The sequence below is a fragment of the Rhizobium sp. RSm-3 genome (assembly GCF_001854685.1).
Lineage (GTDB): Bacteria > Pseudomonadota > Alphaproteobacteria > Rhizobiales > Rhizobiaceae > Rhizobium > Rhizobium ecuadorense.
In genome coordinates, this window is sequence record NZ_MAWZ01000059.1 from 166,305 (window position 1) to 181,333 (window position 15,029).

The 15,029-nt window shown below is 59.9% G+C and carries 12 protein-coding genes; 5 read left to right on the forward strand and 7 right to left on the reverse strand.

Features of this window, described 5'->3' with window-relative positions:
* Nucleotides 1–22 precede the first annotated feature (22 nt).
* Nucleotides 23–571 (forward strand): cupin domain-containing protein, encoded by a 549-nt coding sequence (locus BBJ66_RS30960; protein ID WP_049732103.1) that lies wholly within the window; start codon nucleotides 23–25, stop codon nucleotides 569–571.
* A gap of 61 nt (nucleotides 572–632) precedes the next feature.
* On the opposite strand, the gene BBJ66_RS30965 is transcribed toward BBJ66_RS30960, so the two are convergent.
* A complete protein-coding gene (locus tag BBJ66_RS30965; RefSeq protein WP_071092938.1) occupies nucleotides 633–1,418 on the reverse strand; it encodes a pyrroline-5-carboxylate reductase in 786 nt (261 codons plus the stop codon).
* A 392-nt stretch (nucleotides 1,419–1,810) separates the two neighbouring features.
* Here BBJ66_RS30965 and BBJ66_RS30970 point away from each other — a divergent pair, with 392 nt between their 5' ends.
* A complete protein-coding gene (locus BBJ66_RS30970; RefSeq protein WP_071092940.1) occupies nucleotides 1,811–2,488 on the forward strand; it encodes a GntR family transcriptional regulator in 678 nt (225 codons plus the stop codon).
* Nucleotides 2,489–2,515: 27 nt separating this feature from the next.
* On the opposite strand, the gene BBJ66_RS30975 is transcribed toward BBJ66_RS30970, so the two are convergent.
* On the reverse strand, nucleotides 2,516–3,517 hold the full coding sequence (locus tag BBJ66_RS30975) for an Ldh family oxidoreductase (protein WP_071092942.1): 1,002 nt from the start codon (nucleotides 3,515–3,517) through the stop codon (nucleotides 2,516–2,518).
* 226 nt (nucleotides 3,518–3,743) lie between these two features.
* Here BBJ66_RS30975 and BBJ66_RS30980 point away from each other — a divergent pair, with 226 nt between their 5' ends.
* Nucleotides 3,744–4,796: a proline racemase family protein gene (locus BBJ66_RS30980; protein ID WP_190238040.1), complete on the forward strand. Its 1,053-nt coding sequence runs from the start codon at nucleotides 3,744–3,746 to the stop codon at nucleotides 4,794–4,796.
* Nucleotides 4,797–4,894: 98 nt separating this feature from the next.
* Entirely contained in the window at nucleotides 4,895–5,749 is an 855-nt protein-coding gene (locus BBJ66_RS30985; RefSeq protein ID WP_049732157.1) for a hypothetical protein, read from the forward strand.
* Between the two features lie 80 nt (nucleotides 5,750–5,829).
* On the opposite strand, the gene BBJ66_RS30990 is transcribed toward BBJ66_RS30985, so the two are convergent.
* The 5 genes from BBJ66_RS30990 to BBJ66_RS31010 all read right to left on the reverse strand — a co-directional run bounded on the left by BBJ66_RS30990 (nucleotide 5,830) and on the right by BBJ66_RS31010 (nucleotide 11,929).
* Entirely contained in the window at nucleotides 5,830–6,414 is a 585-nt protein-coding gene (locus tag BBJ66_RS30990) for a TadE/TadG family type IV pilus assembly protein (protein WP_049732098.1), read from the reverse strand.
* Nucleotide 6,415: 1 nt separating this feature from the next.
* On the reverse strand, nucleotides 6,416–6,946 hold the full coding sequence (locus BBJ66_RS30995) for a TadE/TadG family type IV pilus assembly protein (protein WP_049732097.1): 531 nt from the start codon (nucleotides 6,944–6,946) through the stop codon (nucleotides 6,416–6,418).
* Entirely contained in the window at nucleotides 6,943–8,277 is a 1,335-nt protein-coding gene (locus BBJ66_RS31000) for a TadE/TadG family type IV pilus assembly protein (protein WP_049732156.1), read from the reverse strand. Before BBJ66_RS31000 ends, BBJ66_RS30995 begins: the two co-directional genes overlap by 4 nt.
* 222 nt (nucleotides 8,278–8,499) lie before the next feature.
* Nucleotides 8,500–9,765, reverse strand: coding sequence for an ABC transporter substrate-binding protein (locus BBJ66_RS31005; RefSeq protein ID WP_071092947.1), 1,266 nt, complete (start codon nucleotides 9,763–9,765; stop codon nucleotides 8,500–8,502).
* Between the two features lie 52 nt (nucleotides 9,766–9,817).
* Nucleotides 9,818–11,929, reverse strand: a complete 2,112-nt coding sequence (locus BBJ66_RS31010) for a putative bifunctional diguanylate cyclase/phosphodiesterase (RefSeq protein WP_071092949.1) — start codon at nucleotides 11,927–11,929, stop codon at nucleotides 9,818–9,820.
* Between the two features lie 910 nt (nucleotides 11,930–12,839).
* Between BBJ66_RS31010 and BBJ66_RS31020 the strand changes: the two genes are divergently transcribed.
* Nucleotides 12,840–15,017 (forward strand): putative bifunctional diguanylate cyclase/phosphodiesterase, encoded by a 2,178-nt coding sequence (locus BBJ66_RS31020; protein ID WP_071092953.1) that lies wholly within the window; start codon nucleotides 12,840–12,842, stop codon nucleotides 15,015–15,017.
* The last annotated feature ends 12 nt before the right edge of the window (nucleotides 15,018–15,029 follow it).

Here is a 15,029-nt window from a genome sequence, read left to right on the forward strand (position 1 = left end):
GACAACACAAACGGACCGCATCATGTCAGTCGATATCGGCAGCCGCCTTCGCCATCTCCGCATCGCCCATAAGCTTTCCCAGCGGGAACTCGCCAAGCGCACCGGCGTGCCCAATTCGACGATTTCGCTGATCGAATCGAACGCCTCCAACCCCTCGGTCGGGGCGCTTAAGCGAATTCTGGACGGCATCCCGATCGGCCTGGCGGAGTTCTTCGCCTTTGAGCCCGAGCGTCCGAGGAAGGCCTTCTATGCGGCCGAGGAACTGGTGGAGATCGGCAAGGGCGCCATCTCCTACAGGCAGGTCGGGGAAAACCTGTTCGGGCGCAGCCTGCAAATACTCAAGGAATGTTACCAGCCGGGCGCCGGTACCGGGAAGATTCCGCTCGTTCACGAGGGAGAGGAGGGCGGGATCGTGCTCTCGGGAAGGCTTGAGGTGACCGTCGATGACGAGCGGCGTATCCTCGGGCCGGGTGATGCTTATTATTTCGAAAGCCGGCGACCGCACCGGTTCCGCTGTGTCGGGCCGGTGCCTTGCGAAGTCATCAGCGCCTGCACGCCACCGACGTTCTAAAGCGCGTCGCCGGGAAAGACGACGCCAAGACTTATCCGCAGCCATGTCGATGCCATGCGTTTCAGCTGTTGCGGCCCTCGATGCGGGCGAGCACGCCATCGAGCGCGGCGGTGAGCGCGGCAAGGCCGCCCTTGTTGTCGAAATCCGAAAGAACCTGCTCGTTCAGGCCGCCCTTGGTGGCGAATTCGCGGCTGAGCGCGCTGAACGGCTCGTTACAGGGGTTGTTGGCCTTTTGCGCCAGGCTTGCAAAGAGCGGGGCGATATAGGCTTGGCCCTTTGCCCTTTCGAGGCCGCTTTTTTCCAGCCAGCCGGTGATCGACTCCATGACGCCGAAATAAGTCGACATGACAGCGCTTGCGGCTGCGAGGAGATCGTACTCCTTCCGCGACTGACATTGTACGGCCGTTCCGAGCGTGTCGAACAGCGCCGCGATGGTGGCATTGGCGGGGTAGATGGCGGTGACGCCTTGCCGCTGTGCGACGAAGGGCAGGGGGATGGCCTGGACGAGATTGATATCGGCGCCGATCCAATCGAGCACGGCCTGGCGCTCCGTGGCCGCGACAAGGCTGACAATTGTCTGGCCGGTCCTGAACGATAGTGCGCGCACGACTTCCTCGGCGATCTGCGGCCTTATCGCCAGGAACACCATATCGCTGCGATCGACGACAGTCTGGTTGTCCCCGGCAATTCTGACCGAGGCGAATTCGGCTGCCAGTGTCGCGGCGATATGCGCGCTTCGCGGAGACACGTGGATCTCGGAGGCATAGGCCGGTTCGGCCAGAAGCCCGCGAACCATCGCTTCGGTGATGGCGCCGGTACCGACGAATCCGATGCTGTTGATTGTCATGCGATTACTCCGCAGCCCGCAACGGCCCCAGTGCGACATCCGTCATGTCGTTCTCGCGCCGGAAGTGGCTGAAATTCGCGGATGCGTTTCACTTCCGATTCATCAGGCACCTAAGTCCCCTCTCCAGACGCCGATCCCCATTGGGTCAGAAAACCAGCCTGTCGGCAATGTAATTTTTCCGCTTGAATTTGTCGACACGCTGTTGAAATAGACGTCGAAAGGAGCGGTCCCATCGGGCCCGCACGGCAATTCGTCGGTGAACGCAATCGGCGGCTGGATCCGGAGATTACCGGCGCACAAGCCCTGCTGGAAAAGCTCATCGATCTTGAGGAATGAGATCGTCTACGATATCCCAAGTGGGATCTTCATCCCGGAAAGAAGGAGCTTGGGGAATGCCTTTCAACACCGCTCAGGTGACAAATCTCGGGAAGGCGCCGACGGCCTCGGATATAATTTTGAAATTCATCCGTGATTCCATTGCTGACGGTTCTCTGGATGAAGGGGAACCGATCCGCCAGGACGATGTCGCCCGGCTGTTCAACGTCAGCAAGATTCCCGTGCGGGAGGCGCTCAAACGGCTCGAGGCCGAAGGCCTGGTGGAATTCCACCGCAACAAGGGCGCGATCGTCACCAGCGTTTCCGAACCTGAGATCGCCCAGATCTTCGAGGTGCGCGCAATCCTGGAAACGAACGCCATCAAGCTCTCGATCCCGCATATGACGGAAGAGACCTTTGAAAAGGCGCTTGCCTATTGCGACGCCTTCGCCAAGGAAACGGATGTGGCGCGCTGGTCGGAATTGAACTGGCGATTCCACAGCTGCCTCTACGAGGATGCGCAGCGGCCATTTCTCGTCAGGACTATCCGTTCCGTCAATGACCGGCTGGAACGTTATCTCAGGGTGCAGTTGACACTGTCGCATGGCAAGGAGACGGCGGATCGAGAGCATCGGCAGATCCTCGAAGCGTGCCGCGCGCGCGATGAGGAAAAGGCGGCAGAGCTGCTCTACGCGCATATCATGAGCGCCTGCCAATCGCTCCTCGAACATCTTCCGGCAAAAAAGCCCCGCTGAGCGTCAACCCATCGATGGCGAGAACCGTCAGGCGCCTGCGATCTTCACGACAGCCTCGAATACGGCGCGCGGCACTTTCAGCTTTTCCGATGCCGGCCTCGGATATTCGATGCCGGTGACACCGGGCACGAAGACGCCGTGCTCCTGAAGGCGGGTTGCCTGGCGGCGGGCACGTTCGACAAGGCCATCGTCGGTGCGCCCCGGCATCATCGCGACGACGGTCAAGCCCACTGCGGGGCTGGCGCTTCCCTCTCTGAAAGACGGCGTGTCCAATGACCAGGGGCCGCCGGAGAGACCCGCCGACAGCATTTCCACCATCAGCGCCACATTGGCGCCCTTACGCCCGCCGAAAGGAAGCAGCGCGCCGGCAAGCACTTTTGCCGCATCCTGGGTGTCGATACCCGCTGCGTCGACGGCCCATCCCTCCGGGATGGCGCGCCCCTCGGCGGCGGCGGCGACGATATTGACATAGGCCGTCGCGCTCGATGCCTGGTCGATGATGAGCGGCAGCGAGCCTTCCCCCAGCGGAAAGCCGAAGGCCATCGGGTTGGTGCTGTAGACGGCGGGTCCACCGGCTTTGGCGACCACCATGGCATTGGCATTGGTGGCGGCGAGGCCGACGATCCCTTCGTCGGCAAGCCTGCGGATGTAGTAGCCGAGTTCGCCGGCCGTATAGCTGTTGGTCTGCGTAAAGATCGCGACGCCGAAGGTGTGCGCCGCCTCGACCAACTGTTCGAAGGCAACATCGAAGCCGAGCTGTGCAATGCCCCGATCGGCATCGGCGATGAAGAAGGCGGGGTAGGGGCGCTCGCAGCTCGGCGAGGGATCGCCGTTGATGCGGCCCTCGCGGAAGCTGTCGAGGTAATCGACCATATGCGGAAATCCGAGTGTGGCAGGCCCATAGAGCGCGGCTGATAAGGTGGCGTCCACCAAGGAGCGGGCACTGGTTTCCCCCGCACCTGCCGCCAGGCAGGCTCGCATCGCCAAAGCCTCGGCTTCCGTCTGATCGAGCAGGACCTCATCCGTCATCGCAAATCTCCAATCCCGTGTTTCCTTGTCCGCCGGATGCTGTTGAGCCTTCGGGCCGACTGTTCCCGCAGGCGATTTCAGCAAAGGCAAGGCGCTTACGACGAAAAATGTACATTTATGTTCATAAACATGACTCTCGTGATTGACAAGCCTGCGCATTCGTATAAATAATATCGTATACGAAATCTCCGCCATTGGCGGGACCGAACCGCAGAGGAGAATGGTCATGGGATTCAAAAGGACAATCCACGCGGTCGATACTCACGCAGGCACGCCGATGCGCGTGATCACGGGCGGCGTGCCCCATATTCCCGGCAATTCCGTCTATGAGAAGATGAAATGGCTGGAGACCAATGACGACCAGCTGCGCAAGCTGATGCTGCGTGAGCCGCGCGGCTATCCCGCCCATTGCTGCAACATCATCGTGCCGCCTTGTCATCCGGAGGCCGGTGCCGGCTATGTCATCATGGAGCAGGTCGAATATCCGATGATGTCCGGCGGCAACACCATCTCGGTGGTGACGGTCCTCCTGGAAATGGGCATGCTATCGATGAAGGAGCCGGTCACCGAACTGGTTCTCGAGGCGCCGGCCGGCCTGATCCGCGTCAAGGCGGAATGCAGCAACGGCAAGGTCAAGAGCGTGACCTTCAAAAACGTGCCGGCATTTGCCGCCCATCTCGATGCCGTTATCGACGTGCCGCATCTTGGAAAGGTCACCGTCGATGTCGGCTGGGGCGGTATGTTCTATGTCATCGCCGATGTCGGGCAGTTCAAAGGCCTTGAACTGATCCCGGCACATGGGCGGGAGATCGCGCGTGTTTCGGCGATGATCCGGCAGGCCGCCATCGAACAGTTGCCGGTTGCCCATCCGCACTATCCCGGCGTCGGCATCACGATCTCGCAGCTGTCGGGGCCGACGGACGATCCGAACGCCGACTGGAAAAATACGGTGACGATGGCCACGGGCGATCTTTCCTGGGACGATCCCGCCACCTGGACGGGTGCGCTCGATCGCTGCCCCTGCGGCACCGGCACCTGCGCGAAGATGGCCGTTCTGCATGCCAAGGGCGAATTGCCGCTCGATCAGGATTTCCGGCATCAGGGTATCCTCGGCAATATCTACACCGGCAGGCTGGTCGAAGAAGCCAGGATCGGCGACAGATCCGCCGTTGTCCCGACGCTGACCGGCACCAGCTGGATCTCCGGCCTGAATACCCTCGTTCTCGACAAGGACGATCCCTTCACCGAAGGTTTCACGCCAGGGGATATCTGGGCCTGAGCATCGCCTTGGCGATGGTGATGTCTTTCGTTTCGGATTTCGGATGTTTACAAGGCTGAGGCAGGCCGAAACATTTGACCGAACGAAAGGCATCGATCGTGAATCTCATGCGTCGGGCGCTGTTGGGGGCCCTGTGGGCCATGCTCGGCTGGAGGTCGTCATCAGCCAAGGAGCCCGGCCCTGCTTCCGGCGAGCAAACGCTGCAGGCCGAGGCCGAGGCATCGTCGGTGACACCAAGGCATGTCCTGTGTTTTCTCGGGCGGGATCGCGACCTGAGCCATCTGTCCGAGGCGGCATCGCAGGCGATCGCCGACTTCGCCACCGGATTCAGCATCGACGATGATTATTCGCAGGCCGAGCCGGATGATCGCATGAGCCGGTCATTCGACGTCTGCTGGGATCGGGTCGAACCCGATGCGTGGGGTCAGGCAGACGAGAAAGCCGTCGCCGATCATCAGTCGGTCCTCTACATCCTCGGCCCGAGCATGGCGCAGGCAGAGACGGTGAAGGTTTCGATGCTGGCACTCCGCCTCGTCGAATGTGTGATCGATGCGGGAGCTATTGCTGTGAAGGGCGAAAGCGCCGGCATCGCGCATGGCCTCGATCGGTGGCGAGAGCTGATCCGGCAGGGAACTGAGGCGCAGAATGCCGCGGACAGGCTGGCTCAGCAGCGGATCGGCCGGCTGGCCTTTGCAAAGCGGCCGCTCTCCGCACGGGGGTATCTCGAAAGCGTCGGCTTCCATCTCGTCGGACTACCGGATGTCTATGTGCCCGACACGGCCGGCAGCGAACGGGAGATCGTCGCGATCATCGATGCTGTCGCCGACGAGATCGCCGAGCGCGGTCTCAAGCCGACGCTGAAGGAACGCCGGGCGAGCCTCTCCTTCAATTCCACTTACGAAGTCGACGAGTTCAAGTTCAATCCATACGGCATTGTCAGGCTCGGCGGCTGAATGGGCCAATCTCGCGCCGGGGCTTTTGCTTGTCTCCTCCCTCGGGCGCATGGTTTGGCGATCCGGCGGGCGTCTTCGGCTTACTTGTAAGTGATCGTGTCGCTCACGCGCGGGCGGTTGAAGAAATAGCGGTCGAAACTGTAGCCGTTCTGGCCGGTGAAATTTGAGAAAAACGCCGAGACCGGCGTCGTCAATGTGTATTGCACCCGGGTCAGCACCACCTGCACGCCTTTTTCCTGGATTTTGGCGGGGATTGCGACTGCGCTCGCCGTGCCGGAATTCACCGCCGAGGTGTTGAGCGCGGCAGACCAGTTGACGGTCGCGCTGCCGCTCGTATTGACGTCGTTGACCGCGACCGTGATCGTCAGCTTGGTGGTTTCGTATGGCTGCAGGATGAAGCTGGCGCCGGAAAGCAGCTTGGCGACGTCGGACTTCGTCCAGGAGCTCTGCTGGGCAATCATGTCGCCCGTGGACGAGGCGATCTCGTCTATCTTGCGGCTGACCGTCAGCGCATGGCCGAGATCGGCGGTGCCGAACAGCAGCATCAGCAGGATTGGCAGCACGAGTGCGAACTCCACGCCCGAAGCAGCCGACCGGTCGCGCACAAGATGACGGATGCCGGACTGCGCGAAGCGGAAAAGGGACAGGCTCCGTTTCATAGTCATGTCAGAAAGGCTCGTTGCGGAATAGAGCGGAGGATCCGAGGAGATAGCGGCCGTCGGAAAGCTTGGCGCTCGACAGGTTGAAGAAACTGACGACGGCCGTCCATGGCATGAACGCCTGAACCAGGATGTAGTCGCTGCCCTTGCCGATATCATAAGTCTCGGTGACGGCGAGTTTGCCGCTGCTATCGATCGGATCGGTGTGGGCTGCGGACGACATGTCGGACAGCACGTTCACCTTGACGACGAGACCGCTGGAGCAGCCGAACGACAGAAGCATGTCTTCGCATATCTTGGCTTTGAAACTGGCCAATGTGATCTTGGAGGATGCCACCTCGCCGGTGCGGATCATCCGGGAGATCTTGTGCACCGAAGCGTCCAACGCGGAGTTCACGAAAAACATCAGCGACACTTCGATAATGCCGAACAATATGATGAAGAGCGGCAGGGCCAGGATCGCAAATTCGATCGCAGCAGCTCCTTTATTGTCGCCGATCAGGCGGCGCAGCGGCGCACACGGTTTTCTCAGTCTCATTGGGTCAGCCGCACGGAAGAGAGATATTGAGTGAAGAGCGCCGACAGGCCCTCCGTGATCTCGGTGGACGACGAGGCCGACAGGAACAGGCTCTTGGACGACGCACAGTCGGCCAGCGCATAGGGGATGTAGTCTCGCCTGGTGATGCTGGTCGACACGCCGCTCCGCATGGTGCCGCCCCAGTTGCTCTTCCAGTTGGCGCTCGCCATGGTTGAGCCGACGGTGTCATTGTAACCCCAGTCCGTAGTGATCGGCAGATATTCGGTATAAAGAACCGCCATGGTGGCGGACTTGTTTTTGACGTAGCCGCACCAGTCCGGGTTGAGTGGCGCCACCTTTTTCAAGTTGCTTGAGTTCTTAACCACCCATCCGCGCTGTGACTGAACGCCGTCTGTCAGCAGGAGAACCAGCTTGAGCGGATTTGCCGAAGAGGTGCCATCACCACCCGTGCCGACTATGTTCTGTAGTGCCGCTAAGGCGACGTCAAAATAGGTATAGTTCATCGAAGTTGCGCTTGTCAGACCGTAGCTGTCATCTGACAGGCGTTTGCGTGCGTTTGAAGTATCCAGGGTTGGAGCGAGAACTTCCTTGGTCGTATCACCCAAGCTGTATAGCCCGACCTTGATCCGTTCGTGATTGCTGTCGGATTCATCGATCATGTCGAGCACTTCTCGGACGGCGTCACCGGCGACATCGGCACGCAGCTTTATCTTCTTCTCGGTGCTATATTCATAGTTGTTGGCATATTTCTTATTGCCGACGGTGTGCGCATCACCCGTATGGCAGGCGAACTGGCAGCCGATGCCGGAATACATGGTCGATTGACCTGAAGTCGTAGCCGCCAGAAGCATCGACGGCGATCTGTCGATGACGATATAGACGTTGAGATAGGACGTCGCCGGCCCCTTGACGGCACTACCCACACTGACGGGGACGGTGTCGATATTGGCGATCTTCATGAACGTCGTCGGCACGGTGCCGCTTGCCGTCGCCGTGATGTTGTGATTGGTCGTATCGATGTCGATTTCGCCAAGCGTGTAGCTGTTTTCCACTTGCGCATGGAACCAGTCGGAAACCTTCGCCTTGAGGGCGTCGGTATCCGCGGTGTTGTTGATCTGCTTGACCGCGGCGATCAGAGCGGCGTCAAGGTCGCTCTGCATTTTCTGCCGGACATTGTAGCTGCGAATATAGTCAAAACTTGCGCCGACGGCGACGAGCATCGGCACCAGGGTGAGGGCAACGACGATCGCGACGTTACCGGTTCTGTCCCTTCCGAGGCCGCGAAGAGCGCGGAAATATCGACCCAATGAAAATGAAAGAGCTGACTTCAAAAAACCACCGCCGCGCAGCACATCAAAAAATACTAATGCAAGATGTATCCTGGAAACTTAAGCCTTTGTTAAAACTTGCAAGTTCAGGCGGGAAACGGGTTTCCCGCGCGTCGTTTGCTGCGTGTATCGGACATGTTTGCGAATTATGGATATTCGTGCAACGCCGCCCCACCGCCTTTCGCGGCGCCGATCACGCCTCTAGCGGGCACGATGTCCGCGCCCTCAGCGCTGCATCAGCAAGTCATGCAAACGTTTCTGAACCTCTTGCGCAGACATATTCCTGCTATTGAAGAAATCGCCCACCACGGCGATCCAGCCCTCCGACATCTGGGTCGGCATGGCCTGGGATTGGGCGCTGACTTCACCCTTCTTTGCCTTGATCATCTCCAGCCCCAGCTTGCCGCAACGATCGAGTCCGGACGGATCGACATCGGTGCGCACCGGCAAGGACCCCTTGATCCGGCTGAATGCGACCTGATTGTCGCGGTCGAGCACCATGCGCGCGAAAGCCTGCTGAGCGTCCGCCGTGCCGTCCCGATTGGTCAGCGGAAAGGCAAAGGCATCGATCACCATGAAATAGGCGATGGACGTGCCGGGAACGAGGCTGCAATCGAAATCCTTGTCGACGCTGTAGCCGCGCGCCACAAGTTCGCCCTTGGCCCAGTCGCCCATGAACTGCATGCCGGCCTTGCCCTGGCCCACCGCCGCCGTGGCATCGGCCCATGTCTTGTCCTTGCGCTGCTCGATCGGCTCCACATAGTTGGATAGGCGCAACAACAGTTCCAGAGCTTCGATCATGCGCGGGTCCTGCACCAGGGCGGCATCGCCGCTCATCAGACGGGCGTAACCCTCTGGCCCGAACTTGTGATAGATGATGTCGTTGAAGATGAGTGACACTTCCCACCGCGTGCCGCCGAGCGCGACCGGCAGACGTCCCGTCGCCTTGATTTTTTCAGCCGCATCGAAGAGTTCGTCCCAGGACTGCGGCGTCTTCACGCCGGCGTCTGCCAGTGCCGCCTTGCTTGTCCAGAGCCAGTTTTCCGCATGGATATTGGTCGGCGCGAAATAGACCTTTCCCTTGTAGGAAATCCGGTCGAGAACTGTGGCCGGAATGACGCCCTGCCAATGATCCGCCTGTGCGACGTCATCTATATCCCGCACGATGCCCATTTCCGGCAGTTCGCGCGATCCCTCGTTTGCATTCCACTGCATCACTGCCGGTGCATATCCGTTGGCGATGCGATCGCTCACGACCCGCTGGACGGCGACCTTGTTTTCTGCCGGCATGTCGACCCACTGGTTGCCGGCTGCTGCCCAGGCCCTGCGGAAAACGTCGAGCGCCGCAGCTTCGCTTTTCGATACCCAGAAATGCACGACGTCAACCGCTAGATCCTGCCCCTCGGCAGCCTGCCCCGCCGCAGCCTGTCCCGCGGGAGCTGCGGCCGCCAAAGCCGCAACAAACCACACCCGAAAGATTCCCCGTTTCATTCGCTTACCCTCTTTTTATTGAACCCTGCCGCACCGTCCGTGCGCGCCTTGCTCAGGAGACAGTTTCAGCCCGCATGGTGCGTGGTCGCCGTGATAACCTGCTTGGCGCCGGCCGGCGTGCCAATCGTTCGACCGCCGCGTCAGCCGGTTCCGGCTTGGCGAACAGATAACCTTGGCCGATCTCACAACCGGCATTCAAAAGGAAATGACGCTGGACCTCGTCCTCAATGCCTTCGGCAACACACCTTTTGCCGAGGTTGCGGGCCAGGTCGATGATCGCCCGGATGATCTGCTCCGAGCGAACATCCTTGCCGATGTCGGCGACGAAGCTGCGGTCGATCTTGAGTTCGTCGAAGGGAAAGTCGCGCAGGTGCACGAGCGACGCAAAGCCGGTGCCGAAATCGTCGAGCGAGACCGACACTCCATGCTTGCGGAAACGAGAAATGGTCTCCGCGATCTGATTGGCGCCGCGATTGAGGAAGACGTCTTCCGTGACTTCGATGGCAAAGTCGAGCCAGTCGAGGCGGGTCGCTTCCACCGCTGCAGCGATGACGGTGTAACCATCGTCCCCGACCAGCAGGGCTTCCGGCAGATTGATGGCAACCGACCCGGCCTTGAGCCCGGCTGCCTTCCACGTCTTGAGATCGCGAGCGACCGTATTGACGATACAGCGCGTCATGCTTTGGATGAGATGGCCTTCCATGAGCGGCAGGAAGCGGCCGGGCGGCAGAATGCCGAGTTGGGGATGGCGCCAGCGCACGAGCGCCTCGAAGCCGAGATGCTCGCCGCTCTGCAGATTGACCTTCTGCTGGTAATAGACGACGAACTCGTCACGGTCTGCGGCGACGGCGAGAGCTGCTGCAAGCCGGTTCTGCTCCAGACGCTGGGCGAAGGATGCTTCATCGAAAATGACGGCGGTGTTTCGCTTGGCCTTGGCGGCGTAAAGCGCCAGATCTGCAATGCGCATAAGTGTCACCTCGTCCGACGCATGGCCTGGCACGAGCGCGCCGCCGAGACTGGCCGAAACCGGCAGCAACCGGCCTTCGAAATGACATTCCGTTGCAATGGCGGCGACTGCGCGCTCGGCAATTCCCTCAAGCGTTGCCGCATCCGAAATGCCGGGAAGCAGAGCAGCAAATTCGTCACCGCCAAGCCGCGCAACCATGTCGCCGGCGCGAAAAGTCTTCTGTAAAGCACTGGCGACGTGACTCAGAACCGCGTCGCCTGCCGGATGGCCAAAACTGTCGTTGGTGGCCTTGAAGTGGTCGAGATCGACCAGCAGCATCGAAAAGCCCGCTCCCGTCCGCTCAAGGGAAGCAAACAGCCCGTTCAGCGCCTCATTGAACGACGATCGGTTGCCGAGGCCCGTCAGCGTGTCGGTATGGGCCAGATGCGTCAGCTTGATCTCGAAATCGAGGGTTCGCCGATGCTCGGTGCGCAGCTTGACGAGGAGCGGTATGAAAAGAATGAGAGTGGCCAGGATGAGCGTGGCTGCGGTCAGGGTGAGGAGCACCGCGCTGATCAGGCGGGTATGATCGATGCTCATATCGCTCCGGTCATGCGCACTCTCGATCAAGGCGCCGAACTGACGCATCAGCATGCTGTCGGATGAAACGGCGAAGTCGATCGGTCCCCAGAAGCTGTATCGCTCCCGCCGATCCAGCAATTTCGCGGACACGACGCGTTCAGCCCTTCCAAGGAAATCCTCCAGCCGCCCGTCGAGTTCCACGCGCAATTTTTCAGATGCCGCATCCCGGCCGTTCAGCCGTTCGAGAAGATTTGCGTCCACCGCGATATTCAACGCGTTCAACTGTGCGCTCATCGCGCGGATATCGTCGATCGCTTTCTGAACGTCCTCGACCATCGGCCTGACGATATATTCCGGCATATTCGGATCGGCCGAAGCGCGCATGATCGCTCGCGTCTGATTGGCAAGCTGCTGGAAACGAATGAACTGGCGCCCGATCAGATAGCTGATGTTCTGCTGCAGGGAATGGCGATCGAGCGCCACCTTGACCGTCAGAAAGGTTGCCCCGATCAGAACCGTCATGACGACGACGGCGATGACGTAATGCCGCCCGATGGAGCGGATATATTTCGCCACGGAGGAATGGGACTCGCCTGATGGCATCACCCCGTTTTCCAAATCCGATCCCACCACCATTCGCGCTCCATCAGGACAAATAAAAGCCGGCCAAGCAGCCTCCGGCGGGCGGAGGTTGCGTCACGATCACTATCTAGAGATTGGCCATCATGGCCGCGGTCCGCGCATCGAGCGCCGGCGCACCGGAAATGGGTTTCACGTCGATGATGCGCTCTCTCCGGACCGCTGTCGCAATCGGCGTCAGTTTGACAGCAATGCCAGGAGGCCTTCAGCAAACCAATACGGGCGCGTCAACAGTTCCAGACGGGAATGCTCTGGGCGCTGCACTTGGGATAACGGCTGTCATGCGCATGCGAATTATCGAACATTTCCACCTCTGAACGCGCGCGCTCATCGTTTGATGAGCAGCGCGGATTTCTGGCTCGTCTCTGAACCCGTCATCATGGCGGAGAAGTACAAGCAGCACCTCATTCGGTGACCCAAATTTGTCGATGGTCTGGTTTCAGAAGCGTAAACACTTTTATGAAAACGCAACGAAACCAGTTCCTTGCATGGAAGCCGGCGCGAAAGCGTCGTGATTTGGCCAGTGGGTTCGGATTTTGGATAACGGAGGCGCGTTTGTGGGCCGATCTGATCGTGCGACCTCCTCAGCTGGCTCATTTCCGCAACGCTGGCGAGGCGACGGCAGCCGGGAGCGGGTTGTGAGAATGGTGGATATCCATATTGCGCAGCTCGATCCGTATCGCGCGTCGAAAGTGACGGCGGCACCGGAGACGGCAGCAATCTCTTAAATTTTGTCTCCGCATATTCAGGTCGAAGCCGAAGTGCTCGGTCCTCGCGGACCGATGCCATTGCGGCGATATCTTCGGATCGCTGTTTTCGCCTCAAATGACTTGGGCGGCCTTTCCGAGAAAATTCTCGATTGGATGGATGATGCATTCGGTTGATGTCCATGGTGAGGAGATCCGTCATGACGTTGTCCCAATCGCTTTCGCAGCCGGCCGCTGTCGTCGATATTAGCGAACACAAGCAGGCGGAGCGCGAGCTCAGGAAGGCGCTTGAATTCGCCGAGGGGATCATCGCCGCCATACCGGATGTTCTTTTCGAGGTGGACGAGGGCGGCCGTTATCTTCAGGTCTGGACAAGAAACCCCGAACTGCTGGCCCAGCAGAAAGAGATGCTGCTCGGCAGGACGATCAACGACGTTCTAGCGCCGGACCAGGCGACCATCGCGATGGAGGCTCTGCACGAGGCCGGCAGAGAGGGAGCTGCTTACGGCCGATGCATTTGCATTTCCCTGCCCAATGGTGAGACGCGATGGTTCGAGCTATCGATAGCCAAGCGGCCGAGCGCCGATCCGGGGGCGGCCACCACGCTCCTGGCGTTCTCGCGGGACATTACCGAGCGAAAACAAGCCGAAGACGCCATCAACCTCATGCGAATGCAGTTGCTGAGCGTGCTTCAGACTATGCCCGATATGGTCTGGGTCAAGGACATGGACGGAGTCCATGTGATGTGCAACCACGCCTTCGAACGGCTAACCGGATTGGCCGAAGCGGACGTTGTCGGAAAAACGGATTTCGAGCTGTTCGATATTGACAGGGCCCGGTACTTCCGGGACTCGGACAAGGCGGCGGTCGAGGCGGGAAAGTGCATTATCAGTGACGAGGAATGGGTCGTTTCCAAGGAGAAGGGCCAATCCGTACTTCTTGAAACACGCAAGGTGCCGATTATCGATGCAGGGGGAGACATCGTCGGGGTTCTCGGCGTGGCGCGAGATGTGACCGAGTTGAACGTCTCGCGCCAGAAAATCCACCAGATGGCCTTTTACGATCCGTTGACCTCGTTGCCCAACCGGTCGCTGTTCAACGATCGGCTGCGGCAGATGATCACTTCGGCCGGATCGCGAGGCCAGCGGGCCGGCTTAATGCTGATCGACATCGACCATTTCAAGGTGGTCAACGATACGATGGGCCACCCCGTCGGCGATGATTTGCTCTGCCAGGCGGCCGCCCGTCTCAATGCGAGCGTGCGCGACTATGACACCGTCGCCCGTCTCGGTGGCGACGAATTCGCGATCCTGTTGCCGGATATCAGCCAAGGCGACGATCTCGGCCGGATTGCCAACAATATCCTCGATAAGTTCAGGGAACGCTTCCTGCTGGATGGCCAGGAGGTCTTCATTTCTTGCAGCGTCGGCATCGCGCTCTATCCCAATGACAGCGCCGATGCCAACGACCTTGTGAAATACGCCGACTCGGCAATGTATCTCGCCAAACGCTCCGGGCGAAACAGTTTTCGTTTCTATTCGAAGGACCTGACGGCAAACGCCGAAGAGCGGATGCGGCTGGAATCGGAATTGCGCCGTGCGATCGAGCGCGGCGAACTGGAGCTGCATTACCAGCCGAAGGTGCTTCTGGATGGCGGCGCAATGGTCGGCTGCGAAGCCTTGCTGAGATGGCGCCACCCCGAAATGGGCATGATTCCTCCCACCCGTTTCATTCCGGTTGCGGAAGACACCGGGCTGATCGTGGAGCTCGGGCGATGGGTGCTGCGCGAGGCGTGCCAGACGGCGGCGGAATTGAACGCCGATAGCCGGTCGCTGCACAAGGTGGCGGTCAACCTGTCGGTCAAACAATTCCAATCCGCCGGACTGGTGAGGTCGATCGTCGAAATTCTCGGCGAGACCGGTTGCCGCGCGGAATGGGTCGAAATCGAAATAACCGAAAGCCTTCTGCTCGATCAGAAGGATGAAACGCTGCAGGCGCTCTCCGAACTCCGAAGCATGGGATTTTCGATCGCCATCGACGATTTCGGCACCGGCTATTCGGCGCTGAACTATCTGGCCCGCTTTCCGATCGATACGCTGAAGATCGACCGGTCGTTCATCAACAGCACCGACAGACGGAACGAGGAACTGGTGAAGGCGATCCTCTCCATCGCGCGCTGCCTCGGGCAGAGTGTCGTGGCGGAGGGCGTCGAAACCGCCGAGCAGGCAGCTTTCCTGGCGGCAAACGGATGCGGCTCGGCGCAGGGGTTTCTTTACAGCAAAGCCGTGCCCAAGGCTGATATCATCGCCCTGTGGCTGCGTTCTCCGGCTGGTGGCGCCAATCCAAGCGAGCGGGTTTGCGGGTCAATTCCATCCTAAGAAGGCATTGAC

Bases quoted from the DNA above. Each gene is read 5' to 3' on its own strand.
- BBJ66_RS30960 (WP_049732103.1), top strand. From the start codon at position 23: ATGTCAGTCGATATCGGCAGCCGCCTTCGCCATCTCCGCATCGCCCAT.
- BBJ66_RS30965 (WP_071092938.1), bottom strand. From the start codon at position 1,418: ATGACAATCAACAGCATCGGATTCGTCGGTACCGGCGCCATCACCGAA.
- BBJ66_RS30970 (WP_071092940.1), top strand. From the start codon at position 1,811: ATGCCTTTCAACACCGCTCAGGTGACAAATCTCGGGAAGGCGCCGACG.
- BBJ66_RS30975 (WP_071092942.1), bottom strand. From the start codon at position 3,517: ATGACGGATGAGGTCCTGCTCGATCAGACGGAAGCCGAGGCTTTGGCG.
- BBJ66_RS30980 (WP_190238040.1), top strand. From the start codon at position 3,744: ATGGGATTCAAAAGGACAATCCACGCGGTCGATACTCACGCAGGCACG.
- BBJ66_RS30990 (WP_049732098.1), bottom strand. From the start codon at position 6,414: ATGACTATGAAACGGAGCCTGTCCCTTTTCCGCTTCGCGCAGTCCGGC.
- BBJ66_RS30995 (WP_049732097.1), bottom strand. From the start codon at position 6,946: ATGAGACTGAGAAAACCGTGTGCGCCGCTGCGCCGCCTGATCGGCGAC.
- BBJ66_RS31005 (WP_071092947.1), bottom strand. From the start codon at position 9,765: ATGAAACGGGGAATCTTTCGGGTGTGGTTTGTTGCGGCTTTGGCGGCC.
- BBJ66_RS31010 (WP_071092949.1), bottom strand. From the start codon at position 11,929: ATGGTGGTGGGATCGGATTTGGAAAACGGGGTGATGCCATCAGGCGAG.
- BBJ66_RS31020 (WP_071092953.1), top strand. From the start codon at position 12,840: ATGACGTTGTCCCAATCGCTTTCGCAGCCGGCCGCTGTCGTCGATATT.